Origin of the sequence: Streptomyces sp. AgN23 (assembly GCF_001598115.1) — a bacterium.
In the GTDB taxonomy this organism is placed as follows: domain Bacteria; phylum Actinomycetota; class Actinomycetes; order Streptomycetales; family Streptomycetaceae; genus Streptomyces; species Streptomyces antimycoticus.
The window spans coordinates 3188964-3213896 of the sequence record NZ_CP007153.1; the positions used below are offsets into that span (position 1 = coordinate 3188964).

15 protein-coding genes and 2 pseudogenes are annotated in these 24933 nt (G+C 71.4%); 3 read left to right on the top strand and 14 right to left on the bottom strand.

What is annotated here, in order from left to right; all coding sequences use genetic code 11:
- Positions 1–106 precede the first annotated feature (106 nt).
- The 6 genes and pseudogenes from narJ to AS97_RS13995 all read right to left on the bottom strand — a co-directional run.
- A pseudogene (gene narJ, locus AS97_RS13970) lies at positions 107–526 on the bottom strand (nitrate reductase molybdenum cofactor assembly chaperone); the annotation flags it as partial.
- Positions 523–2163, bottom strand: coding sequence for a nitrate reductase subunit beta (gene narH, locus AS97_RS13975; protein ID WP_210564984.1), 1641 nt, complete (start codon positions 2161–2163; stop codon positions 523–525). The gene narH and the pseudogene narJ, both read right to left, overlap by 4 nt.
- Before the next feature lies 1 nt (position 2164).
- On the bottom strand, positions 2165–5890 hold the full coding sequence (locus tag AS97_RS13980; protein WP_247204363.1) for a nitrate reductase subunit alpha: 3726 nt from the start codon (positions 5888–5890) through the stop codon (positions 2165–2167).
- A gap of 282 nt (positions 5891–6172) precedes the next feature.
- Positions 6173–7210 carry a tellurite resistance/C4-dicarboxylate transporter family protein gene (locus AS97_RS13985; protein ID WP_247204364.1) on the bottom strand — a complete coding sequence of 346 codons (1038 nt, stop codon included), beginning with the start codon at positions 7208–7210 and terminating at the stop codon, positions 6173–6175.
- Between the two features lie 242 nt (positions 7211–7452).
- Complete coding sequence (pepN, locus tag AS97_RS13990) at positions 7453–10029, bottom strand: aminopeptidase N (RefSeq protein WP_210564987.1); 2577 nt, start codon at positions 10027–10029, stop codon at positions 7453–7455.
- Between the two features lie 107 nt (positions 10030–10136).
- Positions 10137–10478 carry a chorismate mutase gene (locus tag AS97_RS13995; protein WP_059145033.1) on the bottom strand — a complete coding sequence of 114 codons (342 nt, stop codon included), beginning with the start codon at positions 10476–10478 and terminating at the stop codon, positions 10137–10139.
- Between the two features lie 463 nt (positions 10479–10941).
- Here AS97_RS13995 and AS97_RS14000 point away from each other — a divergent pair, with 463 nt between their 5' ends.
- On the top strand, positions 10942–11328 hold the full coding sequence (locus AS97_RS14000; protein WP_014059937.1) for a VOC family protein: 387 nt from the start codon (positions 10942–10944) through the stop codon (positions 11326–11328).
- Between the two features lie 99 nt (positions 11329–11427).
- Here AS97_RS14000 and AS97_RS14005 read toward each other — a convergent pair whose 3' ends face one another.
- Positions 11428–12225 carry a serine protease gene (locus tag AS97_RS14005; RefSeq protein WP_059144987.1) on the bottom strand — a complete coding sequence of 266 codons (798 nt, stop codon included), beginning with the start codon at positions 12223–12225 and terminating at the stop codon, positions 11428–11430.
- Positions 12226–12464: 239 nt separating this feature from the next.
- On the opposite strand from AS97_RS14005, the gene AS97_RS14010 reads away from it, so the two are divergent.
- Both AS97_RS14010 and AS97_RS14015 read left to right on the top strand, forming a co-directional pair.
- On the top strand, positions 12465–13352 hold the full coding sequence (locus tag AS97_RS14010; protein ID WP_210564989.1) for a hypothetical protein: 888 nt from the start codon (positions 12465–12467) through the stop codon (positions 13350–13352).
- Between the two features lie 155 nt (positions 13353–13507).
- Positions 13508–13981 carry a PPOX class F420-dependent oxidoreductase gene (locus AS97_RS14015; protein ID WP_086708541.1) on the top strand — a complete coding sequence of 158 codons (474 nt, stop codon included), beginning with the start codon at positions 13508–13510 and terminating at the stop codon, positions 13979–13981.
- A gap of 71 nt (positions 13982–14052) precedes the next feature.
- Here AS97_RS14015 and AS97_RS14020 read toward each other — a convergent pair whose 3' ends face one another.
- From AS97_RS14020 to AS97_RS14050, 7 genes and pseudogenes are all read right to left on the bottom strand, one after another.
- Complete coding sequence (locus tag AS97_RS14020; protein WP_247204365.1) at positions 14053–15378, bottom strand: glycosyltransferase family 39 protein; 1326 nt, start codon at positions 15376–15378, stop codon at positions 14053–14055.
- Positions 15379–15475: 97 nt separating this feature from the next.
- Positions 15476–15589, bottom strand: a pseudogene (locus AS97_RS14025) (GntR family transcriptional regulator); the annotation flags it as partial.
- 209 nt (positions 15590–15798) lie between these two features.
- On the bottom strand, positions 15799–17259 hold the full coding sequence (locus tag AS97_RS14030) for a glutamate synthase subunit beta (RefSeq protein ID WP_059144991.1): 1461 nt from the start codon (positions 17257–17259) through the stop codon (positions 15799–15801).
- On the bottom strand, positions 17252–21802 hold the full coding sequence (gltB, locus tag AS97_RS14035) for a glutamate synthase large subunit (RefSeq protein ID WP_210564992.1): 4551 nt from the start codon (positions 21800–21802) through the stop codon (positions 17252–17254). Before gltB ends, AS97_RS14030 begins: the two co-directional genes overlap by 8 nt.
- A gap of 301 nt (positions 21803–22103) precedes the next feature.
- Positions 22104–22835, bottom strand: coding sequence for a VIT1/CCC1 transporter family protein (locus AS97_RS14040; RefSeq protein WP_059144993.1), 732 nt, complete (start codon positions 22833–22835; stop codon positions 22104–22106).
- Positions 22836–23022: 187 nt separating this feature from the next.
- Positions 23023–23985: a prolipoprotein diacylglyceryl transferase gene (gene lgt / locus AS97_RS14045; RefSeq protein ID WP_059144994.1), complete on the bottom strand. Its 963-nt coding sequence runs from the start codon at positions 23983–23985 to the stop codon at positions 23023–23025.
- A 70-nt stretch (positions 23986–24055) separates the two neighbouring features.
- A complete protein-coding gene (locus AS97_RS14050; protein ID WP_125758804.1) occupies positions 24056–24883 on the bottom strand; it encodes a thioredoxin domain-containing protein in 828 nt (275 codons plus the stop codon).
- Positions 24884–24933: the final 50 nt, after the last annotated feature.

A 24933-nucleotide genomic window follows, 5' to 3' on the forward strand; every position in this document is an offset into this window, starting at 1 on the left:
CCGCGCGGTCGGCGGGTGCGGGTCCGGGCAGGGTGTCGCAGACGGCGCACAGGATGTCGGCATACGGGCTGCCGTGGTCGGTAAGGGCCATCCGCAGCAGTTCCAGGGCGGCGCGGTGGTCGCGCAGGAGCCGGCTGCCCGGGGCCGGGCAGCGGGCGGCGAACTCCAGCAGCAGCGGCAGGTGATCGGGGAGTTCGTCCTCGGGGGGTGCCCATCCGTGGGCCCGGTAGTGGGCCTTGAGGGCGGCGAGGGTGCCGCCGCGGCGGCGGGTGTCGCCGTCGGTGTAGTAGGTGAGGTGCAGGGTGCGGCGGCGGCTGCGGTCGAAGGTGCGGACGTAGGCCGAGGCCAGGTCGAGCACCGGGACGCCGTCGACGGCGGCGCAGAACCGCAGCAGGGGAGCTGCGGCGGGGGTGCCGAGTTCGATGAGGCAGTCCCGTACCAGCGTGCGGCGGGCGGGCCAGTCCGGTCCGGGGTAGCCGAGGAGGAGTGCGGCGGCCTGGTGCACCGCGGGGGCTGCCGCGTTCACCGCGTGTCCCCGTTCCGCCTCGGGAACAGTCCGGTGGGGCGGCCGCGGCCGTTCCAGTTGAGCAGGTTGATCCGGCCGGCGAGGCCGGACGCGGTGCCGGCGGGTTCGGGGGCCGGGGGTGTGTGGAAGGCGTCGGCGTGGGAGGGGTCGTAGGGCATCATGCCGGGCAGCCCGTCGCCGTCGAGGCTGCAGGAATCCATCGGGGTGTCGCCGCCGGACCCGGTGGTGTAGCTGGTGGGGATGACGTAGCGCTCTTCGTATTTGGCGAGGGCGAGCAGCCGGTACATCGCCTCGATGCCGTCCTGGTCCATGCCCACGGCCGCCACGATGGCGGGGTCGCGTTCCTCGCCGAGGTTGATCCGGCGCATATGGCTGCGCATCGCGGCCAGCCGGCACAGGGCGGCCTCGACCGGTGCGGGGTCGCCCGCGGTGAAGAGTTCGGCGAGGTAGCCCAGGGGGATGCGCAGGCTGTCGATGGCGCCGAAGAGGTTGGCGGGGTCCTCGCCGTCGTGGCCGGTGGCGGTGAGCGCGTCCACCACCGGGGACAGCGGCGGGACGTACCAGACCATGGGCATGGTGCGGTATTCGGGGTGCAGCGGCAGCGCCACCCGGTACCGGGTGATGAGTGCGTGCACCGGGGAGCGCCGGGCGGCTTCGATCCAGTCGTTCGGGATGCCGGAGTCGGCGGCGGCGCGGGCCACGGCGGGGTCCTCGGGGTCGAGGAAGCAGCCGAGCTGTGCCTCGTAGAGGTCCTTCTCGTCGGTGGTGGCGGCGGCCTCGCCGACCTTGTCGGGGTCGTAGAGCATGACGCCGAGGTAGCGCAGCCGTCCCACGCAGGTCTCGGAGCACACGGTGGGTTCCCCGGCCTCGATGCGCGGATAGCACAGGGTGCACTTCTCGGCCTTGCCGCTGCGGTGGTTGAAGTAGACCTTCTTGTACGGGCAGCCGCTGACGCACATGCGCCAGCCGCGGCAGCGGTCCTGGTCGACCAGGACGATGCCGTCCTCGATCCGCTTGTACATCGCGCCGGAGGGGCAGACGGCGACGCAGGAGGGGTTGAGGCAGTGCTCGCAGATGCGCGGCAGGTAGAACATGAAGGCTTGTTCGTACTCCAGCCTGACCTTTTCGCTCATCTTCGCCAGGACGGGGTCGCCGGCGATGTGCTCCGGCCCCCCGCCGAGGTCGTCGTCCCAGTTGGGGCCCCAGGTGACGGAGGTGGGCCGGCCGTCGATGAGGGAGCGGGGCGGGGCGGTGGGCACGTCGTCGCCGAGCGGGGCGGTGGTGAGGGTGTCGTAGTCGTACGTCCAGGGCTGGTAGTAGTCGTCCAGCCGGGGCAGTTCGGGGTTGGCGAACAGCCGGGCGAGGCGGCGGGCCCGGCCGCCTGTGCGGGGCACCAGCTTGCCGCCCTTGAGGTGCCAGCCGCCCTTCCAGGTGTCCTGGTCCTCGTAGCCGCGGGGGTAGCCCTGGCCGGGGCGGGTCTCGACGTTGTTGAACCAGACGTATTCGGTGCCGGAGCGGTTGGTCCAGGTCTGTTTGCAGGTGACCGAGCAGGTGTGGCAGCCGATGCACTTGTCGAGGTTCATGACCATGGCGACCTGGGCCATCACCCGGGGGCTGCCGGGTCGGTGACGCGGCATGTCAGTACTCCACGTTCTGGGAGCGGCGCCGGATGACGGTGACCGCGTCCCGCTGGTTGCCGGTGGGTCCGTAGTAGTTGGGGGCGAAGGAGAGCTGGGCGTAGCCGCCGATGAGGTGGGTGGGCTTGATGAGCAGTTTGGTGAGGGCGTTGTGCACTCCGCCCCGGCGGCCGGTGGCCTCGGATTTGGGCACGTTCACCAGACGTTCCTGCACGTGGTACATGAACACGGTGCCGGTGGGCATGCGGTGGGAGACCACGGCCCGGGCGACCACGACGCCGTTGGCGTTGACGGCCTCGATCCAGTCGTTGTCGGACACGCCGACGGCCTGGGCGTCGGGGACGCTGAGCCAGATGACCGGGCCGCCGCGGGCCAGGGTCTGCATGATCAGGTTTTCCTGGTACTCGGAGTGGATGGACCATTTCGAGTGCGGGGTGATGTAGCGGACGGTGACCGTGCGGCCGGTGTCGCCGTCCGCTCCCCGCGGGGCCTCGCCGAGGGCGGCCAGGTCCAGCGGCGGCCGGTAGACGGGGAGTTGTTCGCCCAGCTCGGCGATCCAGGAGTGATCGAGGTAGAAGTGCTGGCGGCCGGTGAGGGTGTGCCAGGGCTTGCGGTGTTCGGTGTTGATGGTGAACGGCGCGTAGCGGCGGTCGGGAGCCTCCTTGCCGGACCATTCGAAGCTGGCGCCGACCTGGACGGGTCGGGCCTGGGTGTCGGAGAACACCACGCGTCGCTCGGCCACCGAGGCGCCCAGTGCGGTGAGGTCCGAGCCGGGGCCGCAGCGCTCGGCGAGCCGGGCGAACCCTTCGGCGGCGATGCGCCCGTTGGTGGTGCCCGACAGGGCCAGGATGGCTTCGCACAGCTTGGCGTCGGTGTCCAGCAGGGGCCTGCCCTCGGCGGCCCCGCGGGTGGCGGTGCCGCAGCGCTCGGCCAGCCAGGTGGCTTCCGGGTCCGGGTGCACGGTGATGCCCTTGACCTGCATGCCCGCCTGTTGGGCGAGGGGGCCGAAGGCGGCGAGCCGGTCGGCGACGGCGGTGTAGTCGCGGGTCACCAGGGTGACGTTCGGCAGGTTGACGCCCGGTACGGCGGGGGTACGGCCGTCCCGCCAGTCCGGGACGGTCCCGCCGGGCTGGGCCGTCTCTCCGGGGGTGTCGTGCATCAGTGCGGTGGCGACCAGGTCGTGGGCGGTCTCCAGGCGTCCGGCGGCCAGTTCGCTGAGCTTGCGGGCGAGGCCGTGGAAGATGTCGAAGTCGGTGCGGGCCTGCCAGGGCGGGATGATGGCCGGGGAGAAGGCGTGCACGTACGGGTGCATGTCGGTGCTGGACAGGTCGTGTTTCTCGTACCAGGTCGCGGCGGGGAGCACGAGGTCGGCGAAGAGGGTGGTGGAGGTCATCCGGAAGTCCAGCGCGAGCAGCAGGTCGAGCTTTCCGCGGGGCGCCCGGTCCTGCCAGGTGAGGTCGGCCGGCCGGCGGTCCGGCGGGATCTCCTCGGCGGTGGCGTTGTCCTGAGCCCCCAGCAGATGGCGCAGGAAGTACTCGTTGCCCTTGGCCGAGGAGCCGATGAGGTTGGCCCGCCAGACGGTGAGCACACGGGGCCAGTTCTCCGGCGCGTCGGGGTTCTCGCAGGCGAACTTCAGCCCACCGGAGGCGAGTTGCTCGGCGACCCACTCCCCCGCCGGGCGCCCGCTCTCCTGCACCCGGCGGCCCAGCTCCAGGGAGTTGGCGGAGAAGGTGGGGTAGGAGGGCATCCAGCCCAGCCGCATGGACTGGGCGACCAGGTCCGCGGTGTGGCGGCCGGTGAACAGCCCCTGGCCGGTGGGGGAGGCGAGCGCGTCGGCACCGTAGCGTTCATAGCGCCACTGATCCGTGTGGAGGTACCAGTACGGGGTGCCGGCCATCTGCCGGGACGGGCGGGTCCAGTCGGCGGCGGTGGCGAGTTGCTGCCAGCCGGTGTACGGGCGCACCTTCTCCTGGCCCACGTAGTGCGCCCAGCCGCCGCCGTTGACGCCCTGGCAGCCGGTGAGCAGCAACAGGGTGAGGAAGGAGCGGTAGATGGTGTCGGAGTGGAACCAGTGGTTGGTGCCCGCACCCATGACGATCATGCAGCGGCCGCGGGTCTTCTCCGCGGTGCCCGCGAACTCCCGGGCGGCGCGGATCACGGCGGCGGCCGGGACCGAGGTGATGGCCTCCTGCCAGGCCGGGGTGGACGGTGCCGCGGCGTCGTCGTAACCGGTGGGCCACTGCCCGGTGAGGCCGGGGCGGCCCACCGCGTACTGGGCCAGGAGCAGGTCGAAGACCGTGGTGACCAGCCGCCCGCCGATCCACCGGGCCGGGACGGCGCGCCGGACGGTGGCGCCGGGTTCGTCGAAGCGGGGCAGTTCGACCTCGGCGGTCTCGGCACCGGTGGTCCGGTGGAAGGTGAGCCGGGGGGTGATGCCTCGCAGGTCGAGGTTCCAGCGGCCTTCGCCGCCCTTGCTCCACCGGTCGCCCAGGGTGCCGTTCGGTACCACGGGGCGGTCGGTCTCCGCGTCGCAGAGCACCGGCATCCAGCGCCGGGCCGCGTCGTCGGCGTGGGCGGCCAGGCCCGGATCGGCGGCCTCCAGGGCTGCGGCGGTGAGGAAGGCGCCCGGGGTGCGGCGCCCGTTCCGCTCGGTCAGTTCCACCAGGAAGGGCAGGTCGGTGAAGCGCCGTACATAGTCGGTGAAGTAGGGGACCTCGCGCTCGACGAAGAACTCCTTGAGGATGACGTGGCCCATGGCCATGGCGATCGCCCCGTCGGTTCCGGGGTGGGGGTGCAGCCATTCGTCGGCGAACTTGGTGGCGTCCGCGTAGTCCGGGGAGACCACGACCACCTTCTGTCCCCGGTAGCGGGCCTCGGCCATCCAGTGGGCGTCGGGGGTGCGGGTGACCGGCACGTTCGAGCCCCACAGCATCAAATAGGCCGCGTCCCACCAGTCCCCTGATTCGGGTACGTCGGTCTGGTCGCCGAAGACCTGCGGGGAGGCGATCGGCAGATCCGCGTACCAGTCGTAGAAGGAGATCATCGGGGCGCCGAGCAGCGCCATGAAGCGGGCGCCGACGGCGTGGGAGGCCATCGACATGGCCGGGATGGGGGAGAAACCGGCGATCCGGTCCGGGCCGTGGGCGCGCAGGGTGTGGACATGGGCGGCGGCCACGATCTCCAGGGCCTCCTCCCAGCCGATGCGCACCAGCCCGCCCTTGCCGCGGGCCGACTGGTAGCGGCGCCGCTTGACCGGATCCGACGTGATCTCGGCCCAGGCGGCCACCGGGTCGCTGAGCCGCTTCCGGGCCTCCCGGTAGAGCTCGACCAGCACACCGCGGGCGAGGGGGTGGCGCACCCGGGTCGGCGAGTAGGTGTACCAGGAGAAGGAGGCGCCGCGCGGGCAGCCCCGTGGTTCGTACTCGGGGCGGTCGGGGCCGACCGAGGGGTAGTCGGTCTGCTGGGTCTCCCAGGTGATCAGGCCGTCCTTGACATAGACCTTCCAGGAGCAGGAGCCGGTGCAGTTGACGCCGTGGGTGGAGCGCACCACCCGGTCGTGCGCCCAGCGTTCGCGGTAGGGGGAGTCCTCCACGGTCTGGTCGGTCCGGTAGACGGCCCGTAGATCCGGGGTGGTCGGGAGTCGGCGGAGCGACGCCCCGGCGGCGAGCAGTCTCTCCGTCACCGCCGAGGCGGTGGTGACGGCCCTTCGTGCTGTGCGGCGCACCACGGTCCAGCTCCTTCGGCTGTGGCTCCGTGCCGAACGGCCGGCCGGGGCCCTGAATCGCATGTCGCGACAGCATCGCTCGCGCATCAGCCGTGTCGTATGACCCGTTTAAGTCGTTTAGTATCACCTGGACCTGTTTTTCCTTGCGGTTTGCCATTGGCATGACGGACACGCGTACCGACGGATGTGCTGCGGTGAACGGAACTTGACGAAGTGTCAACATTGCCTGGCAGACAAGTGGGGGGCGGTCGCCACTTCGAGGAAGAGCGTCCGCCGACCGGGCTTTCACATCTCTTGACCCGACGTCTGGCTTGAATTCGCCCTCGGTGACCGGTACCGCCATCGCGCCCGCACCAGCCCGGCCGCGACCAGCAACCACGCACCCAGCGCCACCCAGACCGTGAGATGTCCGAGGAGCACCAGGCGGTGGACCCCCTCGGTCTCGCCGAGAGCGGCGGTGGACACGGCGTACATGCCCGTGGGGAAGACGATGGTCCACCAGGACGGCTCGTACCCCAGGGGCACCCGATGCAGCAGATGCCGCCAGATCCCGGCGGCCAGCAGCGGTGGCAGCAGGCAGGTGGCCCAGCCCCACAGCGCGATCAGGACGACGCGGATCACCGCCCGGAGCTGGGGGGTGTCGAGCCCCTGGTGCACCAGCCGGGCACCGGCGAGGAGGCTGATCGCGCAGGCTCCCATCGTGATCCAGTAGGGCGGCGACAGCTCCCGTGGCCGTATCCCGAACCGCACCAGCCGGCAGGCGACCACCGTGGCCACCGCCGTGTACAGCAGCACCCCGGCCACCCAGCCGAGCGCTTCGGCGGGCCGGGCTCGTCCTGGTGCCAGCGCGGCCGTAGCCAGGACGGCGGACTGGATCCCCACCACGCACAGGAACCAGGTCCCGTCCGCGCGCCGCACCATCCCGCCCGCGCCGAGCCGGCGCGCCATGAGCGCCCCGCACCCCAGCAGGAGGACGGCGACGGGTACGGCCAGCGCCGGCAGGGCCGACGCGGCCGCTCGCTCAGGCCCCGGGGCCAGCCGGACGGCGAGCACATCGGAGCCGGCGACGAAGGTGAAGAAGCCGAAGAGCCGTCCGGGATTCCGCAGGTCGGCGGCCACCTCGCCCGGGTACCGCAGCACCCGCCACACCAGCCCCGCCAGCAGCCCGCTGTAGAGCACCACGGCCACCGTCAGCAGGGCGTCCGAGAGCCGCCGGGCGCCCACCACCGCCAGCCCCTGGGACACGATTCCGGTCGCCATCACCGGGGCGAAGGCACTGGGCGGCAGGTTACGCGCCGTCACCCCGTTCATCGTTCGCAGCACGTCAGCAGGCTGCCATCACACTGGAGTCCGGGTGCCATGACCGGGACGGGCGGAATGGCGGCGGGAAGATCTTTGGCCACCGGTTCCCAAGAAACGCCCTGGTCCTCTTGGTACGGGCTTGAACCAACGCAGACCGTTCCGATAGCCGAGGGGTCTCGGGCCGACCGTGGAAAAGGGGCCACCGTGGCGTGAAGACCCGCCCCGAACACCTGTCCCCGGCCGCCGGGACGGGCCGGCGGCGGTTACTCCCCCTGCTTCTCTCGTACGCGCAGGGCACGGCGCAGGTCGTCGAGCTGGTCGGCGAGGCGGCGGCTCAGGGCGGGGAGGGCCTCGGGGTTGGCGAGGCATTCCTCGCCCCGCCGCAGGGTTTCGGCGTCCACGGTGCTCGGGAAGCCGAAGCGGGCGACGGTGTCGGCGATGGCGGGGCCGCGGCGGGTGCCCAGGGTGACGGCGGCCGGGAAGTAGCGCGGCACGTAGTCGGCCAGGACGTCGTGGTGCTCGGGCTGCCAGAAGCCGGCGAGGGTCGCGGTGACCAGGTAGTTGGAGAGTTCGGTTCCCTGGTCGTCCCGTTCAGGGTCGAAGAGGGTCTGCCACGCGGCCTCCTTGGCGGCGGCGTCCGGCAGGGCGGCCCGGCAGCGGGCCGCGCCCTCCTGGCCGGTGGCGCTGGAGTCGCGGGCGAGTTCGGCGTCGATGTGGGCGGGACCGACGGCGCCGAGGACGGCGAGCCGGCCGAGGGTCTGCCAGCGCAGCTCGGGGTCGAGGGCGGGGCCGCCGGGGACGCTGTCGCCGTCGAGCCAGTCGGTGAGCTCGGCCGGGTCGGTGGCGCTGCCGATGAACGTGCGCACGGCGGCGAGCCGCAGCCCGGCGCCGGTGCCGTCCTCGGTGCGGCGCAGCAGATCGCGGCAGGTGGCGCGGATGGCCGCCAGGGCGGCGGGGCGCCCGTCGGCGGGGAGGTAGCGGTCGGCGATCTGGGTGCGGGCGAAGGCGAGGACGCCCTGGACGATCGCTATGTCGGTCTCGTGCGGCAGATGGGCGCGGGCGGCCTCGAGGAAGTCGGCGGGCGGGAGGTCGCCGTCGCGCACCATGTCGCGGGCGGCGTTCCAGACCACGGCGCGGCTGACGGCGTCGGGGAGGCCGGACAGGGCGCGGTGGACGGCCTTCCAGGAGCCGGGGTCGAGCCGGATCTTGGTGTAGGTGAGGTCGCCGTCGTTGAGGAGCAGCAGATCGGGGCGGGGCCCGGTGAAGGAGAGGCTGAGGGCGGGCTCGGCGCCGTCGAGCTCGGCCTCGACGCGTCCGCGCAGGACCAGCTGGTGCGGGGCGGCGGGCGCGTGATCGTAGAGGCCGATGGCGATGCGGTGCGGGCGCCTGGTGGGGGCGTCGCCGTCCGGGCCGCCGCCCTGGTGGTGGATCTCGGCGCTCCACCGGCCGCGGTCCGCGGTGACGACGGGGGCGAGGGTGTCGACACCGGTGGTGCGCAGCCAGCGGTCGGCCCAGGCGTGGACGTCGCGGCCGGAGGAGCGGGCGAGGGAGTCGATGAAGTCGGCGAGGGTGGCGTTGCCGAAGCGGTGCCGGGTGAAGTGGTCGTTGATGCCGTCGAGGAACGTCTTCTCACCCAGCCAGGTGACGAGCTGGCGCAGCGCGGAGGCGCCCTTGGCGTAGGAGATGCCGTCGAAGTTGAGGCGGGCGGCGGCGGTGTCGGGGACCAGCTCGGGCGCGGGGGCGACCGGGTGGGTGGAGGGGCGCTGGTCGGCGTCGTAGCCCCAGTTCTTGCGGCGGACGCCGAAGTCGGCCCAGGTGTCGGTGTAGCGGGTGGTCTCGGTGAGGATCTGGTAGCCCATGTACTCCGCGAAGGACTCGTTCAGCCAGATGTCGTCCCACCACTTCATGGTGACGAGGTCGCCGAACCACATATGGGCCATCTCATGGGCGATGACCATGGCGCGGGTCTGGCGCTCGGCGTCGGTGACGGCGGAGCGGAAGACGAATTCGTCACGGAAGGTGACCAGGCCCGGGTTCTCCATGGCGCCGGAGTTGAATTCGGGGACGAACGCCTGGTCGTAGGAGTCGAAGGGGTACGGCTCCTCGAAGATCTCGTGGTAGCGGTCGAAGCAGCGCCGGGTGATGTCGAAGAGCTCGTCGGCGTCGGCCTCGAGGTGGGGCGCCAGCGAGCGGCGGACGTGCAGCCCGAAGGGCAGCCCGGCGTGCTCGGTGCGCACCGAGTGGTACGGGCCGGCGGCCAGGGCCATCAGATAGGTGCTGATGGGCGGGGTGGGCGCGAGCTGCCAACGGCCCTCCTCGGGGGCGCCGACGCGGGTGGCGATGCCGTTGCCGAGCACGGTCCACTGGGGCGGGGCGGTGACGCGGACGTCGAAGACCGCCTTGAGGTCGGGCTGGTCGAACGCGGCGAAGACGTCGTTCGCGTCCGCCATGCAGCACATGGTGTAGAGGTACGTCTCGCCGTCGGCGGGGTCGGTGAAGCGGTGCATGCCCTCGCCGGTGTGGGAGTAGCGCATGTCCGTCTCGACGCGCAGCTCGTGCTCGCCCTCGGTGAGGCCGGTGAGCGGAAGCCGGCCGTCCGCGAGCGCCTCGGCGGTGTCGCCGGTGAGGTCGAGCTCGCGGCCGTCGAGTACGGCACGGTGAACCGCGGCCGGCGCGAGCTCGGCGAAGGTGTCCGCGCCCGCCTGGCGCGCGCTGAAGCGGATGGTCGTGGTGGAGCCGAATAGCTCCTCCCCGCGGGTGAGGTCGAGGTCGATGGTGTAGCGGTGGACCTCGATCAGGCGGGCTCGGATCTGCGCTTCCTCGCGCGTCAGTACGGACATGGGGACATGCTGCCCTACGTGCGGCGGGCCGCACACAGGTGGGAAGTGGTTGCCCGGGGCGGACGGCCGTACGGGCGCACCACCGGAGTGCGCCCTCGGGGCCGGTGTCAGGAGCGGGCGATGGTCTCGTGGTGCCGGATGACCTCGGCGATGATGAAGTTGAGCAGCTTCTCGGCGAAGCCGGGGTCGAGCTTGGCGCTCTCGGCGAGCTGCCGCAGCCGGATGATCTGGCGCGCCTCACGGGCCGGGTCGGCCGGAGGGAGCCGGTGGGCGGCCTTGAGGTGGCCGACCTGCTGGGTGCATTTGAAGCGCTCGGCGAGCATATGGACCACGGCCGCGTCGATGTTGTCGATGCTGTCACGCAACCTGGTCAGCTCGTCGAGGACGGACGGGTCGATCCCCTCGGGGTCTCCCGGCGTCGCCGGCCGCCCGGCGGTGTGGTCGCTCATGCTGTGCGTCATGCCTCCCGAGACTACTTTTTCTCGGGGCTCGGTTCCTCTCCGGGGCGTCCACGGCCTGCGCTCCGAGGCGCTTCGGTTTGCGCTCCGAGGCGCTACGGCCTGCGCTCCGAAGCGCTACGGCCTGCGCTCCGAGCCGCTTCGGCCTGCGCCTGCCGCCGCCGGGAGGTGGCCCAAGCCCCCGCGGCGCCCTGTGCCCGGGCCGGTCGCGGCCCTGGGCCCCGGACCGCCCCGACCCCTGTGGGGGGTTTCGGAACCGGCCCTCGAGGGGCCGGAAGGGGGCGGGGCGGTCATGGTGGAGGGCCGCTCCCGAGGCGGTGTCTCCACCGTGGAGGAGCCGCCTGGGCGGGGGGAGGTTCCACTTCCGGGCCGACTTTCCCGCGGCTGGTACCGGGCAAAGCCGCTCCGGTCCGAGCAATTCCGGGCAGGGCCGTTCCGGGCTAGGGTCCGCAGCATGATCGCGACGCTTCAGTGCACCGTCATCGACTGTCCCGACCCCGCCGCGCTGGCCGCCTTCTACGGCCGGATCCTGGGCTGGCGGGTGGACGACAGCGATCCCGAGTGGGCGAACCTGACGGCCGAGGACGGCCGGCGGCTGGCCTTCCAGCTCGCGCCGGATCATCAGCCGCCGCGCTGGCCGGACCCGGCGTATCCGCAGCAGATCCATCTGGACTTCGACGTGGACACGATCGAGGACGCGGAGCGGGCGCAGCAGGAGCTGATCGAGCTCGGGGCGACGTTCCTGCACGACAGCGGCGGGGAGCGGTCCGGGTTCCGGGTCTTCAACGATCCGGCCGGGCACCCGTTCTGCATCTGCTACGGGCAGAGCGGACAGAGCTGAGGGCACAGCCGCGGCTCGGAGAACCGACAGAGCCGTCCGGGGCCCGGCCCGATGGCCGGACCCCGGTCAGCTCTTGGCGGAGGCGAGGCTGAGGAGGCGTCAGCCGCCGAGCTCGCTCGCGGCCGCCTTGATGTCCTTGGCGAAGGTGCTCACCTCGGTGTAGACGCCGGGCTTGCCGGGCCGCGCGCAGCCCTCGCCCCAGCTGACGATGCCGACCTGGATCCACTGGCCGCTGTCGTCCTTGCGGAACATCGGGCCGCCGGAGTCGCCCTGGCAGGTGTCCACGCCGCCCTGGGCCATCCGGCCGGCGCAGATCTCCTCGCCGGGCACGAGCTCGTCGTACGCGGAGTTGCAGGTGGCGTCGTCGACGAACGGCACGGTGGCCTTGAGCAGGTAGCGCTGCTGGCCGCCGCCCTCGACGGCCGCGCCCCAGCCGGCGACCGTGAAGTCGCCCTTGTTGTACGCCGTGGTGTCGGCGATCTTCAGGGTGGGCTGGTTGATCGGCTTGGCGAGCTTGATGAGCGCCCAGTCCTTGCCGGTGCCGTTGTAGCCGGGGGCCTGGAGCACCTCGGTGGACTTGACCTTGACGGCGCTCGAGCTCTGGAGGTCGACGACGCCCGCGGTCGCGGTGATGGAGGTGTTGGCGCCGCTGCCGTCCACACAGTGGGCGGCGGTGAGCACGATGTCCTGGGTGTAGAGGGCGCCGCCACAGCCCATGGACAGCCGGACCATGAAGGGGAATTCGCCCTGGGCGGCGCGGGTGCCGCCGACGACGGAGGGGCTCGGCTCGGGGCCGGTGGGCGCCGCGGTGGCACTGCCGGGGGTGAGGCTGAAGGCGGCGAGGGCGACTGCGCCGGCGGCCGAGGCTCTCTTGAGGTGCTTCAGGGTCTTCCGCAACGGACTGTCCTTTCGTGGGGGGTTCGGCGCGCATGTCAGGCTCATGCCAAACAAAAATCCGGAAACCTCTCCGAAAGCCCGTGGATGAGCCGGTAAACGCCCTGTGATTATGTGGAGCCGGTAAACGGGGTGACAAGGGTCGGTTTTCAGCCAGCGCGGCCTACCCGCTGCCCCGCCGAACGACCGTAAGGTTGAGATGAGACAGGGCGCACGGCTGGCGACGGGCACGGGGTGACGGCGTGGCGGCACCGGGCAGCGACATCGAGCACGGCTATCCCCACCTGGACACCGTCCGGGCCTCGATCACCGCGCTCTACCACAGGCTGTCCCGCGACACGGTGGACACCTTCGGGCTCAGCGTGCTCCCCGGCGATGTGGCCTTCTCCGACCAGGACGACCTCTACCTGGGCGTTCAGCGGGTGGCCGGGGTGATGGTGCGGCATCTGCGGCTGCCCGACGCCCGGATGATCGTGAGCTTCCGGGAGATGCGGCATGCGGGAAACGTGGAGCTCGCCGCGGGCCCGGAGTACTTCATCGAGCTCAACTCCCGCTTCAAGAACCACCGTCGGGACATCGGCGCGGCCCTCGCCCATGAGGTCACGTATGTGTATCTGCACCGCCTCGACTTGTCGTTCCCCGGCACACGCGACAACGAAATCCTCACCGACACCACCGCCGCCTATCTCGGCACGGGCTGGTTGCTGCTCGACGCCTACCGCCAGGACTCGCTTTCCAGCCAGAAGCTGGGCTATCTGACGCCGGAGGAGTTCGGCTACGTACTGGCCAAGCGGGCGCTGCTCCTCGATGAGGACCCCTCCCCCTGGTTCACCTCTCCACAGGCGTACGAGGCATACGCGAAGGGGCTGGAGCTGGCGCGCCACGACCAGGCCCGGCCGCCGCTCGCCGCCGCCGGCTGGACCGGCCGCCGCCGCTACGCCAAGGACCGCCGGTCGGCCCAGTCCGGCGATCCCTCCCCCACCGGAGGCGACTACGCCTTCGACAGCGGCCCTCCGCTCAGCGTCTCCTTCCCCTGCCCGACCTGCCGTCAGCGCATCCGGGTCCCGGTGCGCGGCCGGGTGCGGGCCCGCTGCGGGCTGTGCCGCACGGTGCTGGAGTGCGACACCTGACGGGACACCTGACGGGACACGTGACGCGGCGCGGCACGCGGCACGGCACGCGGCACGGCACGCGGCACGGCACCTCACGCCACATCCGACGCGGCGCCGGTCCGGTCCGTGGCCGTGCGGGCTTGGAGTGCGCTCGACGTCGTACGCTCGCCTGCATGAGCCCCTCCATCGCCACCAACACCCGTGTCGGCCTCGACGAACTGCTGGAGTTCGTACGCCCGCGCCACCGTGCGCTGCTGATGACCCGCCGGGCGGACGGCTCGCCCCAGGCGTCCCCGCTGACCTGCGGAGTCGACGACTCCGGCCGTATCGTCATGTCCACCTACCCCGAGCGCGCCAAGGTGCGCAACGTCAAGCGCGAAGCGGCCGTGAGCCTCGTCGTGCTGTCCGACGAATGGAACGGCCCCTGGGTGCAGATCGACGGCACCGCCGAGGTGGTCGACACCCCGGAGTCCGTCGAGCCGCTGGTCGAGTACTACCGCAATATCGCGGGCGAGCACCCGGACTGGGACGAGTACCGCGAGGCCATGCGCAAGCAGGGCAAGTCGCTGATCCGGGTCACCCCCGAGCGCTGGGGCCCGATCGCCACGGGCGGCTTCCCGGCCCGGCTGGTCGAGAACGAGGCGTGAGCACGCCCCACGAGGCATGAGCACGCCCCACGAGGCGTGAGCACTCACCCCGCCCTACGAGCCCCGAGCGCTCAGCACCGCCCCGCGCGCCCGTAGAGCACGATCCGCATCCCGGTGACGTCCCTGACCGCGCATCGGTGGAAGTGCTCCGCGAGCACCTCCCGCTTCACCCGTTCCTGAGGGGTGTCGTCCAGCGGCTGGCCGGGCGGGTCGTTCACGGTGACGATCCGCCCGGCCGTCAGCATCCGGGCCCGGATCCGCGGTGCGGGCAGCTCGATGCCGTGCAGGGTGCCCGAGGGGATCGCGTGCCGGGCCAGCGCCAGCTCCCGCAGGCCCCGGAAGTCCTCCGGGCTGGACATGATCGGCTCCCGGCGCCGCGCGGGCAGGAAGAGCACCCCGTCGCCGGGCCGCCCCAGTTCCCGTACGGCGCGCGCGGCCGCCAGGGTGTCGTCGAGCCGGCTCTGCGGGGTCCGCAGCTGGAGCGAGTACGGCAGCAGGGCCGCCACGGCGGCCACCGCCCGTCCCCCGGCCAGCGCCCGTGGGACGGCGACGGTGCGCGACAGCGCGTCCAGCCGGGCGCCGATCAGCAGCGCGAGACCGACGTAGGCATAGAGCACATAGCGGTCGACGTAGAGCGGATGGAGATACGACACCGCCATCAGCGCGGCCGGGGGCAGGATCAGCAGCGCCAGAGCGAGGTCGCGCAGCGGGACGGGGCCCCGGGCGGGCAGCGGCCCCCGGGCGCAGACGAGGCCGGTCAGGGCGAGCGCGCCGAAGCCGAGCAGTTCGGGCGGGCCCGGTGCGGCGATCCAGCCGACCAGCGCCGCCTGCTGCTGACTGACGATCACCAGCGGTGCCAGCACCACGGCCACCACGGAGGCCGCCTGCGCCCATGCCCAGCCGGGCCGCGCCCCCACCCGGGCCCGGTACAGCGCGACGCCGTGCGCGGCGACGGCCAGGATCGCGAACTCGTGCAGCAGACAGGCCAGCGAGGCGACGGCGGCGTATCCGGCCCAGGTGCGCTTGCGGGGCCGGACCAACCCGCTGAGCAGCAGATGGGTGGCGACGACGACGGCGGCACAGACCAGGGCGTACGACCGCCCCTCCGGTGCGTACCGCTGCACCGCCGGGAACAGCGGGAAGACCAGCCCGGCGGCGAGTCCGGCGCGGGGCCCCGCGATCCGGTGGCCGAGCAGGCCGACCCCGGCCGCGGTGGCGGCCATGGCCAGCACCGAGGGGAGCCGCAGGGCGAGCAGTCCGCCGTCCCAGAGGGCGAAGACGGCATGCATCAGCAGGTAGTAGAGGCCGTGCGCCACGTCCGCGTTGCCGAGGAGATGGCCGATCTCGCCGACGCTACGGTGCGCGATCTGGTACGTCGTCGACTCGTCCCGCCACATGCTGTTCTCCCGGCGGATCCCCCACAGCCCGAGCGCCAGCGCCACCCCGGCCGGGGCGAGCCCGGCGGCGGCCCGCTCGGTACGCCCGGCGGGTCGGGGGCAGCCGGTCCCCGGGCTCCAGCAGCCCGAGGCGGAGCGCCTGTTTGGTCTGCTGGACGATCTGCAGATAGGTGGCGATGCCGCTGCGCCGGTCGATGCGGTACTCGACCATCCGTCCATCACCACCACTTCACTAATCAGTTAGTGGAATGATGGTTGAGTGCGCCCGAGGGAGTGTCAACCGACCTGGTCAGTGACCCGGGGGAACGTCAGCCGAAACGCCACGCGGCGCCTGCCCCCTGGTCGGGTAGGGGGAAGGCGCCGCGCGGCCGGTCCGTACGCCGTTGTACGGGCGGAGATCCGGGAAGACCGGAGCCCGGGTCAGACCATGAGGGCCCGGTCGGTGGGGCGGATCGGGGCGGGCAGTTCGCTGGCCCCGGCCAGGTAGCGGTCCACCCCGCGCGCCGCGGAGCGGCCCTCGGCGATGGCCCAGACGATCAGCGACTGGCCGCGGCCCGCGTCACCGGCCACGAAGACGCCCGGCACATTGGTGGCGAAGTCGGCGTCGCGGGCGATGTTGCCGCGCTCGTCCAGTTCCAGGCCGAACTGCTCGACCAGGCCGTTCTTCTGGTCGGTACCGGTGAAGCCCATGGCGAGGGTGACCAACTGGGCCGGGATCTTCCGCTCGGTGCCCGGCTTCTGCTCCAGCTTGCCGTCCTTGAACTCCACCTCGATCAGGTGCAGCCACTGGACGTTGCCGTCCTCGTCGCCCTCGAAGTGGGTGGTGGAGACCGAGTAGATCCGCTCACCGCCCTCCTCGTGCGCCGAGGTGACCTTGTAGAGCATCGGGAAGGTCGGCCAGGGCTGGTTGGCGTTCCGGTCGTCGCCGGGCTTGGGCATGATCTCCAGCTGGGTGACGGAGGCGGCGCCCTGGCGGTGGGCGGTGCCGACGCAGTCCGCGCCGGTGTCGCCGCCGCCGATGACCACGACATGCTTGCCCTCGGCCGTGATGGGGGCGGTGGTGAGGTCGCCCTCCTGCACCTTGTTGGCGAGCGGCAGGTACTCCATCGCGAAGTGGATGCCGTTCAGCTCCCGGCCGGGGGCCGGCAGGTCGCGCGAGGTGGTGGCGCCGGCCGCGATGACCACGGCGTCGTACCGCTTGCGCAGCTTGGCGGCGTCGATGTCGCGGCCGATCTCGGTCTCGGTGCGGAACTTGGTGCCCTCCGCGCGCATCTGCTCGATACGGCGGTTGATGTGCCGCTTCTCCATCTTGAACTCGGGGATGCCGTAGCGCAGCAGCCCGCCGATGCGGTCGGCCCGCTCATAGACGGCGACCGTGTGGCCGGCCCGGGTGAGCTGCTGGGCGGCGGCCAGGCCCGCGGGGCCCGAGCCGATGACGGCGACGGTCTTGCCGCTGAGCCGCTCGGGCGGCTGCGGGGTGACATCGCCCGCGTCCCACGCCTTGTCGATGATGGTGACCTCGACGTTCTTGATGGTCACCGCGGGCTGGTTGATGCCGAGCACACAGGCCGACTCGCACGGGGCCGGGCACAGCCGCCCGGTGAACTCCGGGAAGTTGTTGGTCGCGTGCAGCCGCTCGCTGGCCTCGCGCCAGTCCTGCCGGTAGGCGTAGTCGTTCCACTCGGGGATGAGGTTTCCCAGCGGACAGCCGTTGTGACAGAACGGGATGCCGCAGTCCATGCACCGTCCGGCCTGCTTGCTGATGATCGGCAGCAGCGAACCGGGGACGTAGACCTCGTTCCAGTCCTTGACGCGCTCGTCCACCGGGCGGGTCTGGGCGACCTCGCGGCCAGTGGTCAGGAAGCCCTTGGGGTCAGCCATTGATCGCCGCCTCCATCATCTTCTCGGTGGTCTCGGACTCGGAGAGTCCGGCACGCTCGGCGGCGTCCTTGGCGGCGAGCACGGCCTGGTACGTAGCGGGGATGATCTTGCTGAAGCGGGTGAGGGCGGTCTCCCAGTCGTCGAGCAGCGCACTCGCGACGGTGGAGCCGGTCTCCTCGTGGTGGCGGCGCACCGCGTCGTGCAGCCACTGCTTGTCGGTGTCGTCCAGCGCGCCGAGGGCGCCCCGCAGATCGACGTTGACGTTGTCCGGGTCGAGGTCGATGACATACGCGATACCGCCGGACATACCGGCCGCGAAGTTACGGCCGGTGGGCCCGAGGACGAGCGCGTGGCCGCCGGTCATGTACTCACAGCCGTGGTCGCCCACGCCCTCGGAGACGACGGTGGCGCCGGAATTACGGACGCAGAACCGCTCGCCGACCCGGCCGCGCAGGAACATCTCACCGCCGGTCGCGCCGTACGCGAGGGTGTTGCCCGCGATGGTGGAGTACTCGGCGAGGTGGTCCGCGCCCCGGTCCGGGCGGACGACGATCCGGCCGCCGGAGAGGCCCTTGCCCACGTAGTCGTTGGCATCGCCTTCGAGCCGCAGGGTGACGCCCCTGGGCACGAACGCGCCGAAGGACTGGCCGGCCGAACCGGTGAAGGTGATGTCGATGGTGTCGTCGGGCAGGCCCGCGCCACCGAACGTCCGGGTCACCTCATGGCCGAGCATGGTGCCGACGGTCCGGTTGATGTTGCGGATCGCGACCTGGGCGCGGACCGGCTGGGCGGCCTCGGCGCTCTCGGCGTTCAGCGCGTCGGCGGCCAGCTTGATCAGCTGGTTGTCGAGCGCCTTGGCCAGTCCGTGGTCCTGCGCGATCACTTGGTGGCGGACGGCGCCCTCGGGCAGCTCGGGCACGTACAGCAGCGGGGCGAGGTCCAGGCCGCGGGCCTTCCAGTGCTGGACGGCGCGGGCGGTGTCCAGCAGCTCGGCGTGGCCGATGGCCTCTTCCAGGGTGCGGAAGCCCAGCTCGGCGAGGAGCTCGCGGACCTCCTCGGCGATGAACTCGAAGAAGTTCACCACGAACTCGGCCTTGCCGCTGTAGCGCTCGCGCAGCACCGGGTTCTGGGTGGCGATGCCGACCGGGCAGGTGTCCAGGTGGCAGACGCGCATCATGACGCAGCCGGAGACCACCAGCGGCGCGGTGGCGAAGCCGAACTCCTCGGCACCGAGCAGCGCGGCGATGACCACGTCACGGCCGGTCTTGAGCTGGCCGTCGGTCTGCACCACGATGCGGTCGCGCAACCCGTTGAGCAGCAGCGTCTGCTGGGTCTCGGCGAGGCCGAGCTCCCAGGGGCCGCCCGCGTGCTTGAGCGAGGTGAGCGGCGAGGCGCCGGTGCCGCCGTCGTGGCCGGAGATCAGCACCACATCGGCGTGGGCCTTGGAGACGCCCGCGGCCACCGTGCCGACGCCGACCTCGGAGACCAGCTTGACGTGGATCCGGGCCTGCGGGTTGGCGTTCTTCAGGTCGTGGATCAGCTGGGCGAGATCCTCGATCGAGTAGATGTCGTGGTGCGGCGGCGGGGAGATCAGGCCGACGCCCGGGGTGGAGTGCCGGGTCTTGGCGACCCAGGGGTAGACCTTGTGGCCGGGCAGCTGACCGCCCTCGCCGGGCTTGGCACCCTGCGCCATCTTGATCTGGATGTCATCGGAGTTGACCAGGTATTCGCTGGTCACGCCGAAACGGCCGGAGGCCACCTGCTTGATCGACGAGCGCCGGGCGGGGTCGTGCAGCCGGTCGGAGTCCTCGCCGCCCTCACCGGTGTTGGACTTGCCGCCCAGCTGGTTCATGGCGATGGCGAGGGTCTCGTGCGCCTCCTGGGAGATGGAGCCGTACGACATGGCGCCGGTGGAGAACCGCTTGACGATCTCGCTGACCGACTCGACCTCGTCGATCGGGATCGAGGGGCGCTCGCCCTTGAAGGAGAACAGACCGCGCAGCGTCATCAGCCGCTCGGACTGCTCGTTCACCCGCTCGGTGTACTTCTTGAAGATGTCGTAGCGGCGCGACCGGGTCGAGTGCTGCAGCCGGAAGACCGTCTCGGGGTCGAAGAGGTGCGGCTCGCCCTCACGGCGCCACTGGTATTCGCCGCCGATCTCCAGCGTGCGGTGGGCGGAGGGGACGCCGGAGGCGGGGTACGCCTTGGCGTGGCGGGCTGCGACCTCCTTGGCGACGACGTCCAGGCCCACGCCGCCGATCTTGGTGGTGGTGCCGTGGAAGTAGGTGTCCACGAAGGACTCGTCCAGGCCGACGGCCTCGAAGACCTGCGCGCCCCGGTAGGAGGCCACGGTGGAGATGCCCATCTTGGACATGACCTTCAGGACGCCCTTGCCGAGCGCCTTGATGAGGTTCTTGATCGCGGTCACGGCGTCGACGCCGGGCAGGAAGGTGCCGGCCCGGACCAGGTCCTCGACCGACTCCATCGCCAGGTACGGGTTGACGGCCGCGGCGCCGTAGCCGATCAGCAGCGCGACATGGTGCACCTCGCGGACGTCGCCCGCCTCGACCAGCAGCCCCACCTGGGAGCGCTGCTTGGTGCCGATGAGGTGGTGGTGGACCGCGGAGGTGAGCAGCAGCGAGGGGATCGGGGCGTGCTCGGCGTCCGAGTGGCGGTCGGAGAGCACGATCAGCCGGGCGCCGTCCTCGATGGCGCGGTCGGCCTCGGCGCAGATCTCGTCCAGCCGGGCGGCGAGCGCCTGACCGCCGCCACCGACCCGGTACAGGCCGGAGAGGTTCGCCGCCTTGAGGCCCGGCATGTCCCCGTCGGCGTTGATGTGGATGAGCTTGGCCAGCTCATCGTTGTCGATCACCGGGAAGGGCAGGGTGACGTTGCGGCAGGAGGCCGCGGTCGGCTCCAGCAGATTGCCCTGCGGGCCCAGCGAGGAGATCAGCGAGGTGACCAGCTCCTCGCGGATCGCGTCCAGCGGCGGGTTGGTGACCTGCGCGAAGAGCTGGGTGAAGTAGTCGAACAGCAGCCGCGGCCGCTCGGAGAGGGCGGCGATCGGCGAGTCGGTGCCCATCGAGCCGATCGGCTCGGCGCCGGCCTTGGCCATCGGCGCGAGCAGGACGCGCAGCTCCTCCTCGGTGTAGCCGAAGGTCTGCTGGCGGCGGGTGACCGAGGCGTGGGTGTGCACGATGTGCTCGCGCTCGGGAAGGTCGGCCAGGTCGATCAGACCGGCCTCGAGCCACTCGCCGTACGGCTGCTCGGCGGCCAGCTCGGCCTTGATCTCGTCGTCCTCGATGATGCGGTGCTCGGCGGTGTCGACCAGGAACATCCGGCCCGGCTGCAGCCGGCCCTTGCGGACCACCTTGGCCGGGTCGATGTCCAGGACGCCGACCTCGGAGGAGAGCACGACCAGGCCCTCGTCGGTGACCCAGTAGCGCCCGGGGCGCAGACCGTTACGGTCCAGCACGGCGCCGACCTGGACGCCGTCGGTGAAGGTGACACAGGCCGGGCCGTCCCAGGGCTCCATCATCGTGGAGTGGTACTGGTAGAAGGCGCGCCGGGCCGGGTCCATGGAGGGGTGGTTCTCCCACGCCTCGGGGACCATCATCAGCACCGAGTGCGGCAGCGAGCGGCCGCCGAGGTGGAGCAGCTCCAGGACCTCGTCGAAGGTCGCCGAGTCGGAGGCGTCGGGGGTGCAGAGGGGGAAGATCCGCTCCAGCCCCTTCTCCCCGAACAGGTCGCTGACCAGCTGGGACTCCCGGGCGCGCATCCAGTTGCGGTTGCCCTGGACGGTGTTGATCTCACCGTTGTGGGCGACGAAGCGGTACGGGTGGGCCAGCGGCCAGCTCGGGAAGGTGTTGGTGGAGAACCGGGAGTGGACCAGCGCGACGGCGGTGGCGAAGCGGCGGTCGGAGAGGTCCGGGAAGAACGGCTCCAGCTGGCCGGTGGTCAGCATGCCCTTGTAGACCAGGGTGCGGGCGGACAGCGAGGGGAAGTAGACCCCCGCCTCGCGCTCGGCGCGCTTGCGCAGCACGAACGCCGTGCGGTCCAGGGCCACGCCGGTGCTGGTGCCGTCGGCGACGAAGAGCTGGCGGAAGGCGGGCATGGTGGCACGGGCCCCGTTGCCCAGCAGCTCGGGGGCGACGGGCACCTCGCGCCAGCCGAGGACGGTCAGGCCCTCCTCGGCGGCGAGCCGCTCGATGTGCTCGGCGGCGGCGGCGCTCTCGGTCTCGCCCTCCGGGAGGAACGCGATACCCACCGCGTAGGCACCGGCCTCGGGCAGCTCGAAGCCGGTCACACTGGCCCGCAGGAAGGCGTCCGGAACCTGGACCAGGATGCCCGCGCCATCGCCCGAGTCGGGCTCGGAACCGGTGGCGCCGCGGTGCTCGAGGTTCCTCAGCACGGTGAGAGCCTGTTCCACGAGCTCATGGCTGGCCTCGCCGGTGAGGGTCGCCACGAAGCCGACGCCACAGGCGTCGTGCTCATTGCGCGGGTCGTACATCCCCTGGCGGGCGGGGTGGGATGCGGAACGCATCGGCTCTCCCGTCGTCGTCATGGCATTGTGCGTGTGCCGAGGGACGACGTTGGCCCTCCGCGAGAATTTCGTGCAGGTTACATGATGGGGCGAATCTCGGGAAGCGGAAATTCCGTTTCATCATGCGGACACCCCAGAGGTGGGGTGATATCAGGCAATACGGGCAGTAGTGGATGAGGCGACCAACGTCGCCATAGCGCGGACCGGGCGACTCTGCCCAAGCGCTTTCGGCTTATGCCCGTCTGCAAAAGGATCGAAACCGAGGAGTAACGGCGTAGTTATGCGGCTCGCCGTATGCCTGTCATCCTACGGCCGTTCCGAACAAAGCGCCCAGGGCATAGGTCACACCCGCCGCCGCGCCGCCCAGCGCCAGCTGCCGCAGCCCGCTGTACCACCAGGAACGGGCGGTCACCCGCGCCACCGCCGCACCACAGCCGAACAGCCCGATCAGCGCCAGCACCACGGCCGGCCACAGCGCCGTGGCGCCCAGCAGATACGGCAGCACCGGCAGCAGCGCGCCCAGCGCGAAGGAGCCGAACGAGGACACCGCCGCGACCAGCGGTGAGGGCAGATCGTCCGGGTCCACGCCCAGCTCCTCGCGGGCATGTATCCCCAGCGCCTGCTCGGGGTCGCGGGAGAGCTGCTCGGCCACCTCACGGGCCAGCGCCGGCTCCACACCGCGCGACACATAGAGCGCCGCCAGCTCCTCCAGCTCGTCCTCCGGGTGCTTGCGCAGCTCGCGCCGCTCCACCTCCAGCTCGGCCTGGACCAGCTCGCGCTGGGAGGCGACGGAAGTGTACTCACCGGCGGCCATGGAGAAGGCACCGGCCGCGAGGCCCGCCAGACCGGTGATCACGATGGTCTGCCGGTCCACCGCGCCACCGGCCACACCAGTCATCAGCGCGAGGTTGGAGACCAGTCCGTCCATGGCTCCGAAGACGGCGGGGCGCAGCCAGCCGCCGGTCACATCACGGTGGGTGTGGTTGTCGCGGTGGGCGATGTGCGGGGGCTCGGCGGTATCGATGACGGACATATGAAGATGTACTCCCTTCGAGAAGGGTGTGGCGATGCGGCCTCACCCCAACGGTTCGAAGGTACGCACGAATTACCCCGCTCCGCCAGCAAGGAAGGCCGAACTTACCTCGCTGACCTGCGGAAACGTAAAGAGGCCGCCGAACCCCGAGGGGTCCGGCGGCCTGTTGGACGCGACGCGACGCGCGTCAGGGTTTCTTGGAGGACTCCGCCTCGGCGGCCACCGCACCGGTCTCGTCCGCGCCACCGCTCCCGGCCGGAGCGCCCTCGCCCACCTCGGTGGCGGCAGCCGGGGCCGGTCCGCCGCTCGCGTCCGCGCCGTCCTCGACCGCGGCGGGCTCGACGACCTCCTCGCGGCCGGGGGACTTCTTCGCGGAGATCACCAGATAGGCCACCGCGGCCAGGAAGACCACGACGGACGTCCAGTTGTTGAGCCGCAGCCCGAGCACATGGTGGGCGTCGTCCACCCGGAGGTACTCGATCCAGAAGCGGCCCACGGTGTACGACGCGACGTAGAGGGCAAACGCACGGCCATGCCCCAGCTTGAAGCGGCGGTCCGCCCAGATCACCAGGAGAGCCACGCCGACGCACCACAGCGACTCGTACAGGAAGGTCGGGTGGTAGGTGCCGGCCACCCGGCCCGCGTCGGCATCGCCGTCGATCTTCAGCGCCCACGGCAGGGTGGTCTCCTTGCCGTACAGCTCCTGGTTGAACCAGTTGCCCCAGCGGCCGATCGCCTGGGCGAAGGCGATGCCGGGCGCGATGGCATCCGCGTAGGCCGGGAGCGGGATGCCCCGGCGGCGGCAGCCGATCCAGGCGCCCAGCGCGCCCAGCGCGATGGCCCCCCAGATCCCGAGGCCGCCCTGCCAGATCTTGAAGGCGTCCACCCAGTCACGGCCGTCGGTGAAGTACAGCTCGTAATCGGTGATGACGTGGTAGAGGCGGCCTCCGACCAAGCCGAAGGGCACCGCCCAGACGGCGATGTCGGCAACGGTGCCGACGCGGCCGCCCCGGGCGACCCAGCGCCGCCCGCCGAGCCAGACCGCGACGAAGACGCCGATGATGATGCAGAAGGCATAGCCGCGCAGCGGGACCGGACCGAGATAGATCACGCCGGACGACGGGCTGGGGATGTAAGCGAGGAGGTCCATGACAGGACCGACGCTACCGTGCCGGGCGGGAGATGCGGCAACCCACCCGGCAACGGCTGCGTAACAAGGATCAGTCCCGGGCCGCCGCGAGGACCATGCGCTTGAGCTTGTTGGGGCTCAGCGGCTTGTCGGGGTCGCCGTACACGGACTCCCCGCCCAGCAGCACCGTCGGCGTGGACGCATAGCCGGAATGGGCGAAGACATCGCTGGACTTGCGCACCCAGGCGTCGTGCCGCCCCTCCTCGACACACTTCCGGAAGGCGGGGGTGACCAGCCCGGGGACCTGGTCCGCGAGCTTGATCAGCCGGGCGTTCTTCGCGTAGCTGTCCCGGGTCTCCGCGGGCTGGTGGCGGTAGAGCACATCGTGGTAAGCCCGGAACTTCCCGGCGCCCTGATCCTGGGCGCAGGCCGCCGCGTTCGCCGCGCGGACCGAACCGGTGCCGCCGAGGTTTCCGTCGATGATCGTCACCAGGTGGTACTCGACCTTCATCCGGCCCTGGTCCTGCAGCTCATGGACGGTCTCGCGGAAGACGTCCTCGAACTGCTTGCACCCCGGGCAGCGGAAGTCCTCGTACACCGTCAGGGTCACCGGCGCCGGCTTCCCGGCCTTGTCCGCCCGCCCGGCCTTCCCCGCCTTGCCCACCATCCCCGAGGGGATCACCAGGCGCCCCTTGCCGACCGCTCCGCGCGGTGGCACCACGGAGCTGCCCGACTTGCCCGAGTCGTCTTCGGTCCTGGAGGCGACCATGCCGACCCCCACGGCCCCGGCGAGGACGGCCACCACCGCCCCCAGGACGCCCAGCGTCCGCTTCCGCTTCGCGCGCGACCGCTCCCGCTCGCGCTGTTCCCTCAGGCGCTCTCGGGCGCCGCGCTTTCCCTCACGGTTTCTCTGGCTCACGCCCTCGCCAACGAGGCGGAGGAGCACCGCCGGGCTCCTCCGCCCCGTTC